The 18,016-nt window shown below is 66.5% G+C and carries 10 protein-coding genes; 7 read left to right on the top strand and 3 right to left on the bottom strand.

The genetic code is table 11. The annotated features are described in order from the left end of the window. Positions 1 to 60 precede the first annotated feature (60 nt). The 5 genes from ABZN20_RS19610 to ABZN20_RS19590 are packed head-to-tail and all read left to right on the top strand — an operon-like array spanning position 61 to position 4,335. The gene (locus tag ABZN20_RS19610; protein WP_367026348.1) at positions 61 to 1,479 is read left to right on the top strand and encodes a DUF6513 domain-containing protein; all 1,419 of its coding nucleotides are present in this window, start codon (positions 61 to 63) and stop codon (positions 1,477 to 1,479) included. Positions 1,480 to 1,482: 3 nt separating this feature from the next. Further along, positions 1,483 to 2,115, top strand: a complete 633-nt coding sequence (locus ABZN20_RS19605) for a DUF447 domain-containing protein (protein ID WP_367026347.1) — start codon at positions 1,483 to 1,485, stop codon at positions 2,113 to 2,115. Then, complete coding sequence (locus ABZN20_RS19600) at positions 2,112 to 2,924, top strand: (5-formylfuran-3-yl)methyl phosphate synthase (protein ID WP_367026346.1); 813 nt, start codon at positions 2,112 to 2,114, stop codon at positions 2,922 to 2,924. Before ABZN20_RS19605 ends, ABZN20_RS19600 begins: the two co-directional genes overlap by 4 nt. A gap of 32 nt (positions 2,925 to 2,956) precedes the next feature. After that, positions 2,957 to 3,979, top strand: a complete 1,023-nt coding sequence (locus tag ABZN20_RS19595) for a quinone-dependent dihydroorotate dehydrogenase (RefSeq protein ID WP_367026345.1) — start codon at positions 2,957 to 2,959, stop codon at positions 3,977 to 3,979. Continuing rightward, entirely contained in the window at positions 3,976 to 4,335 is a 360-nt protein-coding gene (locus ABZN20_RS19590) for a VOC family protein (RefSeq protein ID WP_367026344.1), read from the top strand. Before ABZN20_RS19595 ends, ABZN20_RS19590 begins: the two co-directional genes overlap by 4 nt. Before the next feature lie 6 nt (positions 4,336 to 4,341). On the opposite strand, the gene ABZN20_RS19585 is transcribed toward ABZN20_RS19590, so the two are convergent. Genes ABZN20_RS19585 through ABZN20_RS19575 form a run of 3 tightly spaced genes read right to left on the bottom strand, consistent with a single transcriptional unit; the run spans position 4,342 to position 5,590 of the window. Continuing rightward, positions 4,342 to 4,935, bottom strand: coding sequence for a UbiX family flavin prenyltransferase (locus ABZN20_RS19585; protein WP_218806066.1), 594 nt, complete (start codon positions 4,933 to 4,935; stop codon positions 4,342 to 4,344). A 17-nt stretch (positions 4,936 to 4,952) separates the two neighbouring features. Beyond that, the gene (locus ABZN20_RS19580; protein WP_367026343.1) at positions 4,953 to 5,360 is read right to left on the bottom strand and encodes a type II toxin-antitoxin system VapC family toxin; all 408 of its coding nucleotides are present in this window, start codon (positions 5,358 to 5,360) and stop codon (positions 4,953 to 4,955) included. Then, positions 5,360 to 5,590: an AbrB/MazE/SpoVT family DNA-binding domain-containing protein gene (locus ABZN20_RS19575; RefSeq protein WP_218806064.1), complete on the bottom strand. Its 231-nt coding sequence runs from the start codon at positions 5,588 to 5,590 to the stop codon at positions 5,360 to 5,362. The genes ABZN20_RS19580 and ABZN20_RS19575 overlap by 1 nt, the downstream gene beginning before the upstream one ends. Before the next feature lie 100 nt (positions 5,591 to 5,690). On the opposite strand from ABZN20_RS19575, the gene ABZN20_RS19570 reads away from it, so the two are divergent. Next, entirely contained in the window at positions 5,691 to 8,789 is a 3,099-nt protein-coding gene (locus ABZN20_RS19570) for an efflux RND transporter permease subunit (protein ID WP_367026342.1), read from the top strand. Between the two features lie 263 nt (positions 8,790 to 9,052). Further along, positions 9,053 to 17,791 carry an SDR family NAD(P)-dependent oxidoreductase gene (locus ABZN20_RS19565; protein WP_367026341.1) on the top strand — a complete coding sequence of 2,913 codons (8,739 nt, stop codon included), beginning with the start codon at positions 9,053 to 9,055 and terminating at the stop codon, positions 17,789 to 17,791. The last annotated feature ends 225 nt before the right edge of the window (positions 17,792 to 18,016 follow it).

Here is an 18,016-nt window from a genome sequence, read left to right as displayed (position 1 = left end):
CGGCGGCTTTGCTATACTTCCTTTCCCTCGCCCCCATCCCGGATATTCCCTCACCCACCCATGGCGGAACACATCCTGTTCCTCACCGGCAAGCTGGCTGAAAAGCAGTTGCACCGGATTCTCGAGGAAATGGCGCCGGAGTTCGAGTACACGGTGCACCAGCTCGGCCTCAGCGTGGCCGCGCTGATGACTGCGGACATGATCCGCCGGCGGCTGAAGGATACCTATGGCGCCGACCGCATCCTGGTGCCGGGCCGCTGCCGCGGCGACCTGGAGACCCTGTCCCAGGACCTGGGACTGCCGGTGGAACGGGGGCCGGAGGAATTGCGCGACCTGCCGGAATTTTTCGGCCGGGCGGCGAGGAAGCCGGACCTCAGCCACTACGATCTTAGAATCTTCGCCGAAATCGTCGACGCCCCCAACCTGGACGTCGACGGCATCCTCCGCCAAGCCGCCGACTACCGCAACCACGGCGCGGACGTGATCGACATCGGCTGCCTGCCCGCCACGCCGTTTCCCCATCTCGAAGCAGCGATCGCCGCTCTCAAGGAGGGGGGATTCCAGGTCAGCGTGGATTCGCTGGAAACCGCCGATCTGGTGCGGGGCGGCGGAGCCGGCGCCGATTATCTGCTCAGCCTCCACGAAGACTCGCTGTGGGTCGCCGACCAGGTGGCCTCCACCCCCGTCCTGATCCCCGCCCGGCATGGCGATCTGGATTCGCTCGACCGCGCCGTCGCCGGCATGCGGACGCGCGGCAAACCGTTCCTGGTCGATCCCATCCTCGACCCCATCCATTTCGGCTTCGCCGATTCCCTGGTGCGCTACCACGAAACCCGCCGCCGCCACCCGGATGTCGAGATCATGATGGGCGTCGGCAACCTCACCGAACTGACCCACGCCGACACCGCCGGCATCAACGCCATGCTGCTCGGCGTGTGCTCGGAGCTGGGCATACGCGCCATCCTGGCGACCCAGGTCAGCAAACATGCGCGGCGGGCCGTGGCCGAAGCCGATCTGGCGCGGCGGATCATGCACGCCGCCCGGGAACTCGACGCGCTGCCCAAGCACATGGGGGACGGCCTGATGGCCCTGCACGAACGCGCCCCCTTCCCATACTCGGAAGCGGAGATCCGGGAGCTGGCCCAAGCCATCCGCGACCCCAGCTACCGGATACAGATCAGCGCCGAGGGCGTCCACATCTTCAACCGGGACGGCTTCCACAGCGCCACCGATCCGTTCCAGCTCTATCCCTCGCTGGGCGTGGAACACGACGGCGGACACGCCTTCTATCTCGGGGTGGAACTGGCCCGCGCCCAGATCGCCTGGCAGCTCGGCAAACGCTATGCCCAGGACGAAGCTCTGGATTGGGGCTGCGCCGTCGATCCGCAGGACTCGAAGAGCAGCGAAGCTGACTCCGCGGCCGACCCGCACACCTACAAACCGGCCGGCACCACGCTGGCCAAACCTACCGGTGATTGAACCATGATCCGCGAAACCCTGGTGACCACGGCCGCCGCCGGAGAGGCCGCGCACATCGCCCCCATGGGCATCCACGTGCTGGACACCGACTCGAAGAGCAGCGAAGCTGACTCGAAGAGCAGCGAAGCTGACTCGAAGAGCAGCGGAGCTGACTACCTCATCATGCCGTTCCGGCCCTCCCGGACCCTGGACAACGTCCTGGCTTCCGGCTGCGCCGTGGTCAATTACAGCGACGACGTCCGCATCTTCGCCGGCTGCCTGACCGGCCGCCTCGACTGGCCGCTGGTTCCGGCCGAGCGCGTTGCCGGCTGGCGTCTGGACGGTGTCCTGGCGCATGCCGAGCTCGAACTGAGCCGGGTGGAGGACGATCCGGAACGGCCGCGCCTTTACTTCCGCGTGGTGCACGAGGCCAACCACGCGCCGTTCCGCGGCTTCAACCGCGCCCAGTTCGCCGTGCTGGAAGCCGCCATCCTCGTCAGCCGCCTGCACTTCCTGCCCTGGAGCAAGATCGAGCGGGAGCTGGATTATCTGCGCATCGGACTGGACAAGGCCGCCGGCCCGCGTGAACTGGAAGCCTGGAGCTGGCTGATGGAGGCCATCGAAGCACATCAGACCGGCCGGGAGGAAATCGAATGACCGGCATGCTCGCCAGCGTCCGCAACCTGGCCGAGGCGCGCATCGCCCTGGAGGCTGGCGTCGACATCGTCGATCTCAAGGCCCCCGAGCACGGCAGCCTGGGTGCCCTGCCGGCGGAAGAAGTGGGCCGGATCGTCGCGGCGGCGGGCGGCGCGGTGCCGGTCAGCGCCACCATCGGGGACCTGCCGCTGGACCCGGACCCGATTTGCCGCGCGGTGCTGGAAATGGCCGACACCGGTGTGGATTACGTCAAGATCGGCCTGTTCCGCGGCGGCGACTGGGGCTCCACCCTGGTGACCCTCACGCACCTGGCCAACCGCAACATCCGGCTGGTCGCCGTACTGTTCGCGGACGACCTGCCGGACTTCGACTGGATCGCCCGGCTGAAGAAGGCCGGCTTCGCCGGCGCCATGCTGGACACCCAGGACAAGGCCCGAGGATCGCTGACCGGGCTGCTCGATCGTCCAACCCTGGAACGCTTCGTGGACGAAACACGGGAGCAGGGTCTGCTGTGCGGCTTGGCCGGCTCGCTCCGGAAAGAGGACATACCGGCGCTGCTGAGCCTTGAGCCCGATTACCTCGGTTTCCGCGGCACGCTCTGCCACAGCGCCCGGCGCACCGCCGAACTCGACCCCGAAGCCCTGGCGACCGTGCGCCGCCTGATCCCGCCCCCTCATCCCCGGCCCTTCTCATGCCAGGCGTCGTGCCCTGGCACCCTTCGGGTAAATGCGAATCTGCTCCCGGCAGATTTGTCCCAGAGGGAGAAGGGAGCGAGGCCCCCCTCTCTCTGGGAGAGGGATTCAGGGTGAGGGCCTGCAGCCTACAATCCTCAACCCTCCTCATGTACGAAAACCTGCTCCGTTCCCTGCTGTTCCGCCTGGACCCTGAAACCGCCCACGACCTGAGCCTGTCGGCTTTGCAACTGGCGTCGAAGCTGGGCCCAGCCAATCCGTTGAGACAAACGCTGCCCGCCAGCCCGCGCACCGTCATGGGGCTGGACTTCCCCAACCCGGTCGGCCTCGCCGCCGGCCTGGACAAGAACGGCGACTGTATCGACGGGCTGGCCGCGCTCGGCTTCGGCTTCCTCGAAATCGGCACGGTCACGCCGCGCCCCCAGCCCGGCAACCCCAGGCCCCGATTGTTCCGGCTGCCCGAGGCCGGCGCCATCGTCAACCGCATGGGCTTCAACAACGCCGGCGTCGAACACCTCATCGCCCGGGTCCGGCAAACCCGCTACCGCGGCATCCTGGGAATCAACATCGGCAAGAACCTGACGACTCCGGTGGAGCGGGCGCTGGAGGATTACCGCGCAGGGCTCAGGGCGGTCTATCCGTACGCCCACTACGTCACCCTCAACGTCTCCTCCCCCAACACGCCGGGCCTGCGCAGCCTGCAATTCGGCGCCCAGCTCGACGAATTGCTGGCCGGGCTGATGCAGGAACGCGAGAAACTGAACGGAGAACACGGCAAGCGGGTGCCGCTGGCGCTGAAGGTCGCCCCCGACATGGATCCGGAAGAGATTCAGGCGCTGGCCGGCGCCCTGGTCCGCCACGGGGTGGACGCGATCATCGCCACCAACACCACGGCGTCGCGGGACGGCGTGGAGGGACTGAAACACGCCGACGAGGCCGGTGGCCTGAGCGGCAAGCCGCTGTTCACGCGTTCGACCGACGTCGTCGCCCGGCTCGCCGATGCCTTGCAAAACCGGGTGCCCATCATCGCTTGCGGCGGCATCTTTTCCGGCGCGGATGCCGTGACGAAGCTCGAGGCCGGCGCCAGCCTGGTGCAGGTCTATACCGGCTTCATCTACCGCGGCCCGGCCCTGCTCGCCGAGATAGGCCGCGCCGTCGCGGGGCGGCCGTGAGCTATGTCGCCCTGGCGACCCGGCGGTTCGAGGCCATGGCGGCGTTCTATGGCGACCGGCTGGGATTTCCGGTGCTGCAGCAATGGGACAGGCCGAATGGCCGCGGCCGGATGTTCGACCTGAATGGATTGAAACTGGAAATCCTGGATGCGGCCCGCGAAAAGGCGGCCTTGGAACTCGGTCCGGTCGGCGACCGAATCCATCTGGTGATCGAAGTCGCCGACGTGGACGTCGCCTACAGGAATCTCGCGCCCGGCACCGCGCCGCCGATCACGACGAGTTGGGGCGCCCGAATGTTCAGTCTGCGCGATCCGGACGGCACCGCGGTGTGCTACCTGCAATGGGTCGAAGGCTGAGCCGGCTCAGGCCGTTGTAGAACCCGTATCGATATCCTCCCCCCAGCGCTTGGCCCGGCCCACGTCGATGTCGAACAGGTCCAGCACCCGGCATACGGTGTCGGTGACCATGTCGTCGATGGTCTGCGGCCGGGTGTAGAAGGCCGGCACCGGCGGCATGACGATGGCGCCGCATTCGGTCACGGTGAGCATGTTGCGCAGGTGGATGGCGTGCAGCGGCGTCTCCCGCACCAGCAATACCAGCCGCCGCCGCTCCTTCAGCACCACGTCGGCGGCGCGGGTCAGCAAGGTACTGGTAACGCCGGTGGCGATCTCGGCCAGCGTCCGCATGGAACACGGCAGGATCACCATGCCGGCGGTCCGGAACGAGCCGCTGGAGAGCGCCGCGCCGACGTCGTTGGCGCCGTAGCTCACGCTGGCGAGCCCCCGCAGCGCCGCGGCGCTCAGCGCCAGCTCGTGCGCCCGGGTCAGGTCGGCGGCCCGAGACACTACCAGGTGCGTCTCGATCCCGGTCTCCTTCAGCAGCTCCAGCAGCCGCGCGCCATAGATGATTCCGGTGGCACCGCTGATGCCGACGATGAGACGCTTGGATGGGGTCATGGCAGTCTCCTTGGATCTCAGTTCGGCGCGATCAGCTGTAAATCCGGGAAATAGGTTCGATAACGCGCCGCGTCCCGGGTCAGCAGCCTGAGCCCGGCGACCTGAGCGTGGGCGCCGATATAGAAATCGGGCAAGGGCGCGGTACGGGTTCCACCGCGACGGCGGTAGGCGACGAATGCCCGGCCGGTGAGGAACGCGGCCTGCCAGGGCAATTGCGCCTTTTCCAACAGGAAATCCTCGATCAGCGCGGCCAGCGCGGATTCGTCGTTCACATACCCCGCCAGTTCCGCGTAAATGATCGGATTGACGCATCCGCCGAAGTCGTCGACCACCCGGCAGAGTTGCCGGGCGGACCATTCGTGCCATTCGGTTCCAGGGCTCGCGGCATCGATGATGACATTGGTGTCGATGAGGACGGCAGTCATCACTCCTCGCCGCGGGTCTGGCGCATGATTTCGTCGGTGCTCAAGCCGCAGTCGCTGAACATGCCGGCAAGACGCGAGACCAGTTCCTCGCCGCGGGTTTTGCCACCCGCCCGCCGCAGGATGACCACGCCGTCGCGGTACTCGAACTCCACTTCGGATTCGGGCAGCAAGCCGGCTTGCCTCCGAATCTCGGCGGGAATGGTGACTTGGCCTTTGCTGGTGATGCGCATGGGACCCCCCGAAGTATTACCGTCGGGGTAATACTACGCCCATCATTACCTCCCCGCCATGCTAGACTGCTGCGACGCCAGCTCTCCATCGCCTTCCTCCATGATCGAATCCCTCATCCGCGCGGCCCTGCGGCAGCGTCTCGTCGTCGTGATCCTCACCTTGTGTCTGCTGGGCTTCGGCGTCGCCGCGATGCGGGAACTGTCGGTGGACGCCTTCCCGGACGTGACCAACGTGCAGGTCCAGGTCGCGGCGGAGGCGCCGGGGCGCTCGCCGGAGGAAGTCGAGCGCTTCGTGACGGTGCCGCTGGAAATCGCGATGACCGGCCTGCCGGGCCTGGCCGAGATGCGTTCGGTCAACCGCAACGCCCTGTCCCAGATCAATCTGGTGTTCAGCGACGACACCGACGTCTACTTCGCCCGCCAACTGGTGCTGGAGCGGCTGATCGAAGCGGCTGCCCAGCTGCCGGAAGGCATCACGCCGGTGCTGGGGCCGGTGTCGACCGGCCTGGGGGAAGTCTACCAGTTCACCCTGGAGCGCCCGGACGACGGCGACCGCGCCCTGACCGAGCAGGAGCTGACCGAGCGCCGCACCATCCAGGACTGGGTCGTCCGCCCTCTGCTGCGGGGTGTACCGGGCGTCGCCGAGATCAACTCGATCGGCGGCTTCGAGCGGCAGTACCAAGTGCTCGCCAACCCGGACCGGCTGCGCCACTACGGCATCTCGCTCAAGGACATCTACACCGCCCTCGCACTCAACAACGCCAACAGCGGCGGCGGCAAGCTGCCCCGCTATGCGGAACAGTACTTGATCCGCGGGCTGGGGCTGATCGAGAACGTCGAGGACATTCGCAACATCGTGCTCAAGGAAAGCGGCGGCACACCCGTGTTCATCCGCGACGTGGCCGAGGTGAAGATCGGCCACGCGGTGCGCTACGGGGCCGTCATCAAGAACGGGCAGACCGAAGCCGTGGGCGGCATCGTGATGATGATCCGCGGCGGCAACGCCAAGCGCATCGTCACGGAACTGAAGGAACGGATCCGCGAAATCAACGACAAGGGCATGCTGCCCGGCGGGCTCAAAATCGTACCCTACTACGACCGCACCACTCTGGTGGACGCGGCGATCCACACCGTGACCAAGGTGCTGGTCGAAGGCATCGCGCTGGTCGTCGTCATTCTGCTTCTTTACCTGGGCGACGTCCGCTCCAGCCTGATCGTGGTGGCGACCCTGGTGGTCACGCCGCTGGCGACCTTCGTGGTCATGAACCGGTATGGCATCTCGGCCAACCTGATGTCGCTGGGCGGGCTGGCGATTGCCATTGGCATCATGGTCGATGGCTCGGTGGTGGTCGTGGAAAACACCTTCCGCCACTTGGGCGAAATGAAGGACACCGGCGAAACCAAGCTGCAGGTGGTGCTGCGCGCCGCCGCCGAGGTCGGCACGCCGGTGCTGTTCGGGGTCGGCATCATCTGCCTGGTGTTCCTGCCGCTGATGACCATGACGGGACTGGAGGGCAAGCTGTTCTCCCCGCTGGCCTACACCATCGCCATCGCGCTGTTCATTTCGCTCATCGTATCTCTGACGCTGTCTCCGGTGCTCTGCGCCTATCTGCTCAAAGGCGGGGCCGAGCACGACACCCGTATCATCGCGGCGATGAAGCGCCCCTACCTCGCCCTGCTGTCTGTCGCGCTCGGCCGGCCACGGACGGTGGTCGCCACGGCACTGGTCTTGCTAGCCTCGAGCCTCGCGCTGTTCCCCCTGCTCGGCACCTCGTTCATTCCCGAGATGAAGGAGGGTTCGATCGTCACCGGCATCAACCGTGCCCCCAGCATGTCGCTGGACGAATCGATCGAGATGGAGACCGAGGCGATGGGACTGGTCATGCAGGTGCCGGGCATCGAACGCGCCGTATCCCAGCTCGGCCGCAGCCAGAATCCGACCGACACCCAGCCGGAGAACGAATCCACCCCCATCCTCACCCTCAAGCCGAAGAACGAGCTGCCGCCCGGCTGGGACCAGGACGACGTGATGGATGCCCTGGCCGAGAAGCTCAAGGTGCTGCCCGGCGTTCAGGTCGTGATGGCCCAGCCGATCTCGGACCGGGTCGACGAGATGGTCACCGGCGTACGCTCGGACGTCGCCATCAAGATCTTCGGCGATGAACTCGAGACGTTGAAGCGCAAGGGCGATGAAATCATCCGGGTGCTCAATTCGGTCCGGGGTTCGGCGGACATCCGGATGGAGCGGGTCAGCGGCCAGCAATACCTCACCATCGACATCGACCGCTGGGCCATCGCCCGCCACGGCATCAATGTGCAGGACATCAACGACATCATCGAAACCGCGATCGGCGGGCGCGACTCGACCCAGATCTACGAGGGCGAGCGGCGCTTCCAGGCGGTGGTGCGGTTCCCCGAATCCTTCCGCAGCAGCCCCGAAGCCATCGGCAAGATCATGCTGCGTTCCCATCACGGCGCGCTGGTGCCGCTGGAGCACCTGGCCGAGATCCGGCTGACCGACGGCCCGGCCCAGATCAGCCGGGAAATGGCCAAGCGCCGCCTGGTGATCGGCGCCAATGTGCGCGGCCGCGACCTGGGCGGTTTCGTGGCCGAACTGCAGAAAGCCGTCGGCGAAAAGGTCAAGCTGCCCGAGGGCTATTACCTCAAGTGGGGCGGCCAGTTCGAGAACCTGGAGCGCGCCATGGATCGCCTCCTCGTCATCATTCCGATCACCATCGCGGCGATCTTTTTCCTGCTGTTCCTGCTGTTCAATTCGCTGCGATTCGCCGGCCTCATCATTCTGGTCCTGCCGTTCGCCTCCATGGGCGGGATTTTTTCCCTGTTCGCCTCCGGCGAATACCTGTCGGTGCCGGCCTCGGTCGGCTTCATCACTCTTTGGGGTATTGCGGTGCTGAACGGCGTCGTCCTGGTTTCCTACATACGGAGCCTGCGCGAAACCGGCATCGACCGCGAAACCGCCATCGTCGAAGGCTGCAAGCAGCGTTTCCGTCCGGTCATGATGACGGCGACGGTCGCCATGCTGGGCCTCGTGCCGTTCCTGTTCGCCACCGGCCCCGGCTCGGAAGTCCAGCGGCCGCTGGCCATCGTCGTCATCGGCGGTCTCATCACCTCGACTCTGCTGACCCTGGTGGTTCTGCCGACCTTGTACCAGTGGTTCGAAGACCGCGCCTCACCATAGCCCGCGGCGATAACCCTGCCGGAGAAACCTCGACCTTCTCCGGCAATTCTTTTGTAACTCCCTTTATTCTCCATAACTTCCCTTCCCATACGGGGACTATCGGCTCCTTTGCCGTATATCCCTTGAATTCCTCCGCATTCTTGTTACGTTGAACTTCGAGGCAGCTCTTCTCGCTGCATTCACGTCTCGACGTTCGACCGTAAGGCGGCGTCATGTCAATTGCCCAATCCTGGGCAGTTCTTTTTTTCAGGAGGAAATACCCAATGCGTACCCAAACCGCTCAACCGATCGCCGTTATCGGCATGGCCTGCCGCTACCCCGGTGCCGGAAACCTGTTGCAACTGTGGGAAAACATACTCAGCCGCCGCCAGCAGTTCCGCGAAATTCCCGATGTCCGGCTGCCGCTGGGCGACTATTACGACCCGGACCCCGCGGTCCCCGACAAAACCTATGGACGCAAAGCCGCTGTCCTCGACGGCTTCGAGTTCGATCCGGGCACCTACCGCATCCCCAAGTCGACGTTCGACACCACGGACATCGTCCATTGGCTTTCGCTGGCCACGTCCCTGGAGGCGCTGAGCCATGCTCGCATCAGCCCCGACTCCCTCCCGAAGGATACCGCCGGCGCGATCATCGGCAACACCTTGACGGGCGAGGAAACCCGCGCCGGCACGATGCGGCTGCGCTGGCCCTTCGTACGCAAGGTGCTGCGGAAGACGGCGGAAGCGCGCGGACTCCCCGAAGACCTGATGCAGGAATTCGAAACCGCGATGGAGGAGGTCTACAAGTCGGTGTTCCCGGCAGTGAACGAAGACACGTTGGCCGGCGGCCTGGCCAACACCATCGCCGGCCGCATCTGCAACTACCTCGACTGGCACGGCGGCGGCTACATCGTTGACGGGGCCTGCTCCTCCTCGCTGCTGGCGGTGGCCACCGCCGCCGATTACCTGCAGCAGGGCAAGATGGATCTGGCGATCGCCGGCGGCGTCGACGTGAGCCTCGATACGCTCGAACTGATCGGCTTCGCCAAGGCCACCGCCCTCACCCGCGACGAAATGCGGGTCTACGACCGGCGCGGCAAGGGATTCATTCCCGGCGAGGGCTGCGGCATGGTGGTGCTGAAACGGCTGGAGGATGCCCGCCGGGACGGCGACACGGTATATGCGGTATTGCGCGGCTGGGGCGTGTCGTCCGACGGCCGCGGCGGCATCACGGCGCCCAGCGCGAAGGGCCAGACCCAGGCGCTGCTGCGCGCCTACAGGGCAGCGGGCTACGCCCCCCAGACGCTGGCGTTCGTAGAGGGCCACGGCACCGGGACCGCCGTGGGCGACCGCACCGAACTCGAGGGCGTGGCCGGCGCGCTGGCCGCTCACGGTCCGGTCGAGGATCACTCGGTCGGCATGACCTCCTTCAAGTCCATCGTCGGCCATACCAAGGCGGCGGCCGGAATCGGCGGATTCATCAAGGCGGTGTTGGCGGTCAACCGGCGCGTGGTGCCGCCCACTGCGGGCTGTGCCGAACCGCACGCCAGCTTCGCCGATTCGGCGCGGGGGCTTTACCCGGTACTGGACGGGCAGATCAAGGCGCCGGGCGAGTCCCTGCGCGCCGGCGTTTCGGCCATGGGGTTCGGCGGCATCAACTGCCACGTGACTCTGGAAAGCGGCGACCCGCCGGCGCCGGAACTCGCCCCGTCCCTGCCGGAGCGGATCCTGCTGGCCAGCCGCCAGCATACGGAAATTTTTCCATTCTCGGCCTCCGACCCACACTCGCTGCTCCGAGCCGTGCGCGTATTCCGTCAGCAGGTTAGGGGGATGGCGGCCGGAGAGCTGGTGGACGCGGCGGCCCATGCGGCGGCCCAGGCCGATGAGCGGCCCTGGCGGGCGGCGGCGGTCGCCGGTTCGGTCGAGGAACTCGAAGCGCGGCTCGAACTGCTGGAGCAGCGGCTGGAGCAAGAGCTCCCGGCAACGGGCACCTTGTGGCAAGGGGACCAAGTCTGGATCGGCCACGCCGTCGCGCCGCAGCGTGTCGGTTTCCTGTTTCCGGGCCAAGGCTCCCAGCAGATCGGGATGGGCCGCTGCCTGGTGGAGCGTTTCGAATGGGCGCGCGACACCGTCGAACGCTCGGACTCCGAATCGGCGGCATTGCGCCCCAACGGCCAGGACGGCCCCCTGAGCCGTTTGTACCTGCGCCCCAGCGAGCGCGATCCGGCGAAAAAGCTCGAACCGGCCTGGATGGCGGAGCTGACCGCCACCGAAAACGCCCAGCCTGCGATCTGCACCGCCTCCCTGCTGTGGCAACAACGGCTGGAATCGCTCGGCATCCTTCCCGCCGTGGTCGGAGGACACAGCCTGGGCGAACTCACCGCGCTGGCCGCGGCCGGTGCTTATGACACGTCCACCCTCATCCGTCTGGCAACCTTGCGGGGGCTCGCCATGGCGGCGCCGGAAGGCGAGGCGGGTGCCATGGGTGTGCTGGCCTGCGACGCCGCGGCCGCGGAGGCGATCATCGCCCGCGCGGCCAGCGGCTATTGCGCGATCGCCAACATCAACTCGCCATCGCAGACCGTGATTTCGGGCGAGCGGGCGGCCGTATCCCGCGCCGTCGAGCTGGCGAACGCCGACGGCATCCGCGCCAGCCTGTTGCCGGTATCCAATGCCTTCCATTCGAAGCTGGTCGAAAGCGCGGCGGAAAACTTCCGGAGCGGCGCGGACCTGCCCGGCTGCGCCGGTGACTTGGCCGTCCGGGTGTTCTCCAGCATCGACGGCAGCGAAATCGCGTCCGGCGCGGACCTGCGCGCGCACCTGTCCCGCCAGATCGTATCGCCGGTGAATTTCACCCGCCTGCTGGAAGCGATGTCGGAACATTGCGACTGGCTGGTGGAAGTCGGTCCAGGCCGGGTGCTTTCAGGACTGGCGCAAAGCCACGCCGCCGCCCGCGTGCGTCCCTGCCTGCCGGTCGAAGGTCGGCCGGGACGCGACGCCGATTTCAATGCGGTGGTGGCCGAAGCCCATGTTCGCGGACTCGCCCTGCGCTGGGAACGCCTGTACGAAAACCGGCTGGTGCGGCCCTTCGTGCCGGCGTCGGCGCGCAACTTCTACGTTGCGCCGTGCGAACGCGAACTCGCCGCCGTCCCCGCCGCCGCAGGGTCCCGGCCCCTCCGGACGGCCGGCCCGCTCCGCCGGATCGAGGGACAGGCAAGCTCCGATCTCGCCCAGTTGTCGGAAACGCTGACGGCAGCCTTCCGCGATGCCGTTCACGCCGAGCACGCCACCGTGCTGCTGTTCGAACAGGCCGAGGATGCCTTGCGGGTCGTCCTGCCTTTCGACGCCTTCGCCAATCGGCTGAGCGCCGCCGACGGCATCTTCGCCGACGTACTCCGCTCCGGGGCGCCGGAGGCCATTGAAGTGCTCGGGGAAGATCCCCGTTTCCGGGCCGAAGTCGAAGCCCTCGGCGTCCCGCTGGAATGGACCGCGCTTTACGTGCCTTTCCCCAGCGGAGCCGGCCACCCGCTCGGCCTGGTCCGCGTAGCCCGACGGCCAGGCGAGCCTTTTACGCCCATGGACGCGGAAATCCTGGCCGAGCTGGCGGCGATTGCCGCACCCGGCCTGATCCAGGCCTACCTGGCCGAACGCGCCCGCGAACTGCACGGAATCGAGACGCTGCTGCACGGCGCGGTGGCGAGGGGAACCGCGGACCGGCACCCTGAGGCGATCATCGGCAACCTGGTGGAATCGGCCAAGGACAGCCTGGGAGCCGAATACGGCACGCTCCTCCTGCACGACCGCGACACCGCCACGCTGTCTCCCGCCTTCGGCGCTACGGCCGAAAACCTGGGCCTGAGCGCGGAGCACGGCATTCCGGGCGAAGTCTTCGCAACCCGGCGCTCCCTGCATCTGGCCAATGCCCACGCCGACCCGCGTTTCGAGCCGGAGCTCGACCGTCTGGCCGGCACCCGCACCCGCGCGGTGGATTGCGTACCTGTCCTGACGATGCAGCATCTGCCCCTGGGCGTGCTGCTGCTGGTGAACCGCCGGTTTCCGGGCAACCGCGACTACCTGACAGAGCTGGGCTTGAGAATCGGGGCACTGCTCGCCAACCGTCCGTTGCTCGACCGTATGCGGGCCGTCTCGCAGAGCCTCAAGGGCGAATTCGCCGCCGATGTTCCGCCTGCCATCGTGGAACACCGGTCTGAACCGGCGGCCGCCGCTCCGGAACCCGCGGACGCCGCCGCCGCTTCGGCGCGCGACGTCGTGCTGGCACTGCTGGCCGAACGGACCGGCTTCGCGATCGACACGTTGAAAGACGATGCCCGCCTGATCGACGACCTGAACCTGGACTCGATCAAGATCGGCACCTTGCTCGGCGATGCCGCGATCCGTCTGGGGGTGCAGGGAAAGATCGATACGATGCGCATGAACGTCGACACCGTCGGCAACGTCATCGCGGCCTTCGACGCCATTGCTCCCACGCCCGCCGTGGCCGCTCCCGCGCCGGCTCCGGTCCAGGCGATGGACCTGGTGCTCGACCTGGTCGCCGAGCGCACCGGCTTCAGCCGCGACTGTCTGGAACCGGACCAGCGCCTGCTGGACGACCTCAACATCGATTCGATCAAAGCCGGCGCTCTATTAGGCGACCTGATCCTGAGCACCGGCGCCCAGGACCGGATCGAAGCCGCGCCGCTGGCCAACGCGACCCTGGGAGAAATCGCCGCCGCGCTCCAGGCCGCGATCGGCGGAGAGGCCGCACGTTCCGAACCGGCTGCGACTGCCGCCCCGGAATCCGCCAGACGCCTGCATTGGGTGAGGGCATTCACACAGTCGAGAGTGCCCACTCCGCTCTTTTCGGCTCCTCGGGCGACGGAACCGCCGAGCGGCGAATGTCTCGTCCTGCTTTCCCAAGCCGGTGTTCCATTCGGGGAAAATCTGGGACGGCGCCTTGCAGCCCGCGTGCTGAACTCGAGGGACCTGGACGAGATCCATCTCCCGGACGGCACCCAACGGCTGGTGATCGTGCTGTCGGATGCCCATGCGCCGCGCACCGGTTCGGTCGCCGCCGCGGGTATCGACGAGCTCGCCGTGATTCATGGCCTGGCCCGACGGGCTCCCGCCGCCTGGCGAAACTTGAGCAGCGTCCTCTTCCTCCAGCGCAGCGCCGGTAGAGCACTCCCTGCCGGCGGGGCACCCAGCGCCTGGTCGTTCGCAGCCAGCCTTTCGCTGGAGCGGCCGGAACTCGAAGTCGGCGTGATTGATTTCGATCCCGCCCTGGCGGCGGATTTCGTCGCGGACCGGGTGGCGACGGAGCTGTCCGGCCAGCCCGGCTACAAGGCGGTGGAATACGACGCCGAGGGCATACGCTGGAGCCGCTGCATCCAGCCGGTCGAACCCGAGGCCTGCACGCCTCGCTCGATCGACTGGTCGGCCCAGGACGTGGTGCTGGTCACCGGCGGCGGCAAAGGCATCACCGCGGAATGCGCGCTCGCCTTCGCCCTTGAAACCGGCGTCAGGCTCGCCCTGGTCGGACGCTCGCCGGCACCGCAGCCCGGCGAAACCGGCGAACTGGCGGCGACCCTGCGGCGGTTCGCGGAAGCGGGCATCGACTGCCGCTACTACGCCGCCGACGTCGCCGACTTCCAGGCGATGGAACGGGCAGTCGCAATCATCTTCAGCGAAATGGGGCCGGTGACCGGCGTGATTCATGGCGCCGGCACCAATACGCCGCGGCCCGTGGCCGAGGTCTCCGCCGAACAGGCCCGGCGTGAAATCGCGCCCAAGCTGCAAGGCGCCGAGAACCTGCTGGCCCTGTTCGAGAGCCAGCCGCCCAAGCTGTTCGCGGCGCTGACGTCGATCATCGGCGTCACCGGCATGAAGAACAATGCCTGGTATGCCTATTCGAACGAAGCGGTGGCGCGGCTGCTCGACGGATTCGCGGAAGCCCACCCGGAAACGGCGGTGGTCTGCCACGCCTTCAGCGTTTGGGACGAGGTCGGCATGGGCGTGAAGCTCGGCAGCGTCCGCCATCTGGGCCAGTTGGGCATCGACGCCATTCCGGTCTCCGAGGGCGTGCGCCAGTTCCTGCGCTGGATGCGCACCGCGCCAACGACGCGGGAGGTGATCGTGGCCGCCAGCGCCGACGGCCTTGCCACCTGGGTTCGTCCACCGATGGCCGAGGCGACCACCCCGGCCGGCCGGTTCCGCGGCGAGGTGCAACGCTTCGAGGCGGGGATAGAACTCATCACCCAGGTCAGTCTAGACACCCGGGACGATCTCTATCTGGCCGACCACGACTACCGCGGTTCCCTGCTCCTGCCCACCGTCATGGGGCTCGAAGCCATGGCCCAGGCGGCACTGCGGGTCGCCGGCAATGCCGAGGCGGAGGTCGTACGGATCGAGGACATCCGGCTGGAACGGCCGATCGTGGTGAGCCGGGAACGGCCGCAGCGCATCGAGATCCGGGCGCTGGCGCTGGAACGCACGGAGATCTCAGATCCCGTCGTGGTGGAAGCATCGATCCACGCCGAACAGACCGGCATGGAACCGGCGCATTTCGCCGCCCGCTTCGTGCTGGGCCGGCGTCGAGGCGCCGAGGCGGGAGAAACCGCTCTGCCGCCGCGCCAGTTGCTGGGCATCGTGCCGAAGATCGATCTCTACGGCGGCGTGCTGTTCCAGGGGCCGCTGTTCCAACGTATCAGCGGCGTGGAATCACTGGACGACAGCCATGTCGTTTTCGTGACCGAAGCGAGAGCTGAGACGATTCGCGACCCCGAGGGGTTCTCGGATACGGTGCGCGCTCCACTGGTGCTGGGCGATCCGTTCTACCGCGACACCCTGCTGCAAGCCGCCCAGATCTCGCTCACACCGGAAGTCTGCCTGCCGGTCCGTATCGGACGGATCGACCTCTATGGCAGCGATGCGGCCGGTGCCAGCTATCGGGCCGAAGCCAAGGTCGTCGGACGCAACGGCAACCGGATACTGGGAGAAGTCACGGTGTTCGACGGCCAGAACCGGGTCATCGAGCGCATCACTGGCTACGAAGTGCAGATGCTGGATCGGCGCGCCGATCTGCCGACCCCCGCCCAGCTGCTGGCGCGGGCAAATCTGTCGGACGATCCGGCGCTGCAAAGCGAAGTGGACCAAAGGGCCCGTGAATTCGGTCTGTCGGCCCCTTCCGTGATCGTCCGCAACATTCCCGATCTCCATGCCAGCAAGCGCGACAGACGACGCGTCATATGCCGTCCGGTCTTTCACGCTGCGGTTCGCGAGGCCGGGCTCCGCTTCGCCGTCGATACCTCGCACCTCGAGGTACGCTGGCTGGAAACCGGCAAACCGGTACTTTTCCGCTCGCACAGCCGGTCGGGAACGGACGCGGCGGCCGGACTCATGGAGCCGGAAGCGGCTTTCGCACCGCTGGAAGTATCGCTGAGCCATGACGACGAGGTACTGCTTTGCGTTGCCGGCATGGGGCTCCAGGGCTGCGATCTGGTGGGTCCGATCCAGCGCAGCCGGGACCAATGGCGTGCGATGCTGAACGCCGGGCTGTTCGCACTCGTCAGCCGCCTGGAACGCGAAGGAGACGCACTGGATGAGGCCGGAACGAGGGTTTGGTCTGCGCTGGAGGCAGCAATGAAGGCTCTCGATACCCGCGACATCACGCTGGACATCGAGGCCCGGCATGCCGATACCGTCCTGTTCCGCGCCACCTGGGAAGATGTCCGGGTGCGGGTCGTGAGCTTCCCGGCAACGGTCGCCGGACGGAAACGCCGCATGGTAGCCATGGTCGTAAACGGCGCGTCGAATCCGGGCGGAAAGGATACGCTCGATCGGGAGCTGCGTGACGAGAGCTCACCGGAAACGGCGGAGGGCGGACCGGCCCGGGACGTTGTGGCAGCGACTCAACCCGAGACCGTGGCTGGACGCGACGGATCTTGGACCCGATGGCTGGCGGCGGGCGGAAATCCCTCGGATTTTCTCCGGGTCGAAACCCATATCGCCGACCCGGATTGCGACCACCATATCGCGTTCCGTTTCCCTCTGGCCTTCAAAGATGGCGCCAACGCCGACGGTACGCTTTATTTCTCCCGCTTCTTCGAATGGATGGGACGGCTCAGGGAAATGGCGCTAAGGCCTGTTTTGGCGCGGCTCACCGACGAATTCACGTCGGGCGAGCATGCCTGGGTGACCAACCGTTCCTGGGCATCCATCGAAAGGCCGGTGCACGCGGGGGAGATCATGGAAGTGTCATGCCGTTTCCTTGGCCGCAATGGTCCCGGGAATGCGACGGTCGCCGTCGGATTCGAATGGCACCGGGTACTGCCTGATGGGACGTCGGAGCGCGTGGCAACCAGCCAGATCCAGATGACCTGGGCCAGGGTCGTATCTCATGGCATAGTCACGCCCGAACCGTACCCGCCGTATCTCGACGGCTTCTTCCGGGAGCTCGGATCTGCGGCCGAAGGGTTCGGACAAAATGACCAGCCCAGCCATATCCCCGCGTTGGACCGCATCGGCGCCGCCTTGTGGCGCGAAAAACCGGGGCCCGTCGCCGGCATGGTTCTTTCCGAGCAGAATGTCGCCACCTCGCCGAACGACGCGAATCTGGTGGGCAATATCTACTATTCGAAGTACTATGAGCTGCAAGGGGTACTCCGGGATGGCTATTTTTACGGCATCGTTCCGGACGCCTATCGGATCGGAGAAGCGCAAGGAGGCTTTCGGTGCATCTTCACCGAAGTCCGGCACCTCCGGGACGCGATGCCGTTCGATACCATCAAAGCCCGTATGTATTTGGCAGGGATCTACCAAAAAGGCGTCGTACTGGCATTCGACTTTTTCCGGCTCATGCCCGGCGGTCGATTGGAAAAACTTGCCACCGGCACGCATGTCGCGGCCTGGAGAGCGACGGCGGAGGCCGGCAGCATCGCTGACCTGCCAGCAGCGCTGCGTGACCATTTGCTCGGCAGGGTCAGGAAAGACATACTGGAGATGAAGAGCAGATCGGCTGCTTGACGGAAACGTCGCTTGAAATACCTCGCCCGCCCTCTCCCTCCGGGAGAGGGCGGAAACGAGGGCTATGGCGAATGGGTACAATGGTTGGCATCCGGAGCGTCCATTCCCCATGGCTACGATACGCAGAGCCGCCTCAAAATCCAGGAAATTCGTCCCGCAACCCAACACGGACCGAACGGTGGCGGACTGCCCCGGCGAAGGCGCTACAATATCTCTGCCACGTCA

The organism is Methylococcus sp. ANG, from assembly GCF_040730495.1.
GTDB lineage: Bacteria > Pseudomonadota > Gammaproteobacteria > Methylococcales > Methylococcaceae > Methylococcus.
Note: the sequence above shows the minus strand (reverse complement) of the source record. Positions and strands in the feature narration are given on the sequence as shown.

Excerpts from the sequence above, each read along its gene's own strand:
- ABZN20_RS19610 (WP_367026348.1), top strand. The coding sequence starts at position 61 with ATGGCGGAACACATCCTGTTCCTCACCGGCAAGCTGGCTGAAAAGCAG.
- ABZN20_RS19605 (WP_367026347.1), top strand. The coding sequence starts at position 1,483 with ATGATCCGCGAAACCCTGGTGACCACGGCCGCCGCCGGAGAGGCCGCG.
- ABZN20_RS19600 (WP_367026346.1), top strand. The coding sequence starts at position 2,112 with ATGACCGGCATGCTCGCCAGCGTCCGCAACCTGGCCGAGGCGCGCATC.
- ABZN20_RS19595 (WP_367026345.1), top strand. The coding sequence starts at position 2,957 with ATGTACGAAAACCTGCTCCGTTCCCTGCTGTTCCGCCTGGACCCTGAA.
- ABZN20_RS19585 (WP_218806066.1), bottom strand. The coding sequence starts at position 4,935 with ATGACCCCATCCAAGCGTCTCATCGTCGGCATCAGCGGTGCCACCGGA.
- ABZN20_RS19580 (WP_367026343.1), bottom strand. The coding sequence starts at position 5,360 with ATGACTGCCGTCCTCATCGACACCAATGTCATCATCGATGCCGCGAGC.
- ABZN20_RS19575 (WP_218806064.1), bottom strand. The coding sequence starts at position 5,590 with ATGCGCATCACCAGCAAAGGCCAAGTCACCATTCCCGCCGAGATTCGG.
- ABZN20_RS19570 (WP_367026342.1), top strand. The coding sequence starts at position 5,691 with ATGATCGAATCCCTCATCCGCGCGGCCCTGCGGCAGCGTCTCGTCGTC.
- ABZN20_RS19565 (WP_367026341.1), top strand. The coding sequence starts at position 9,053 with ATGCGTACCCAAACCGCTCAACCGATCGCCGTTATCGGCATGGCCTGC.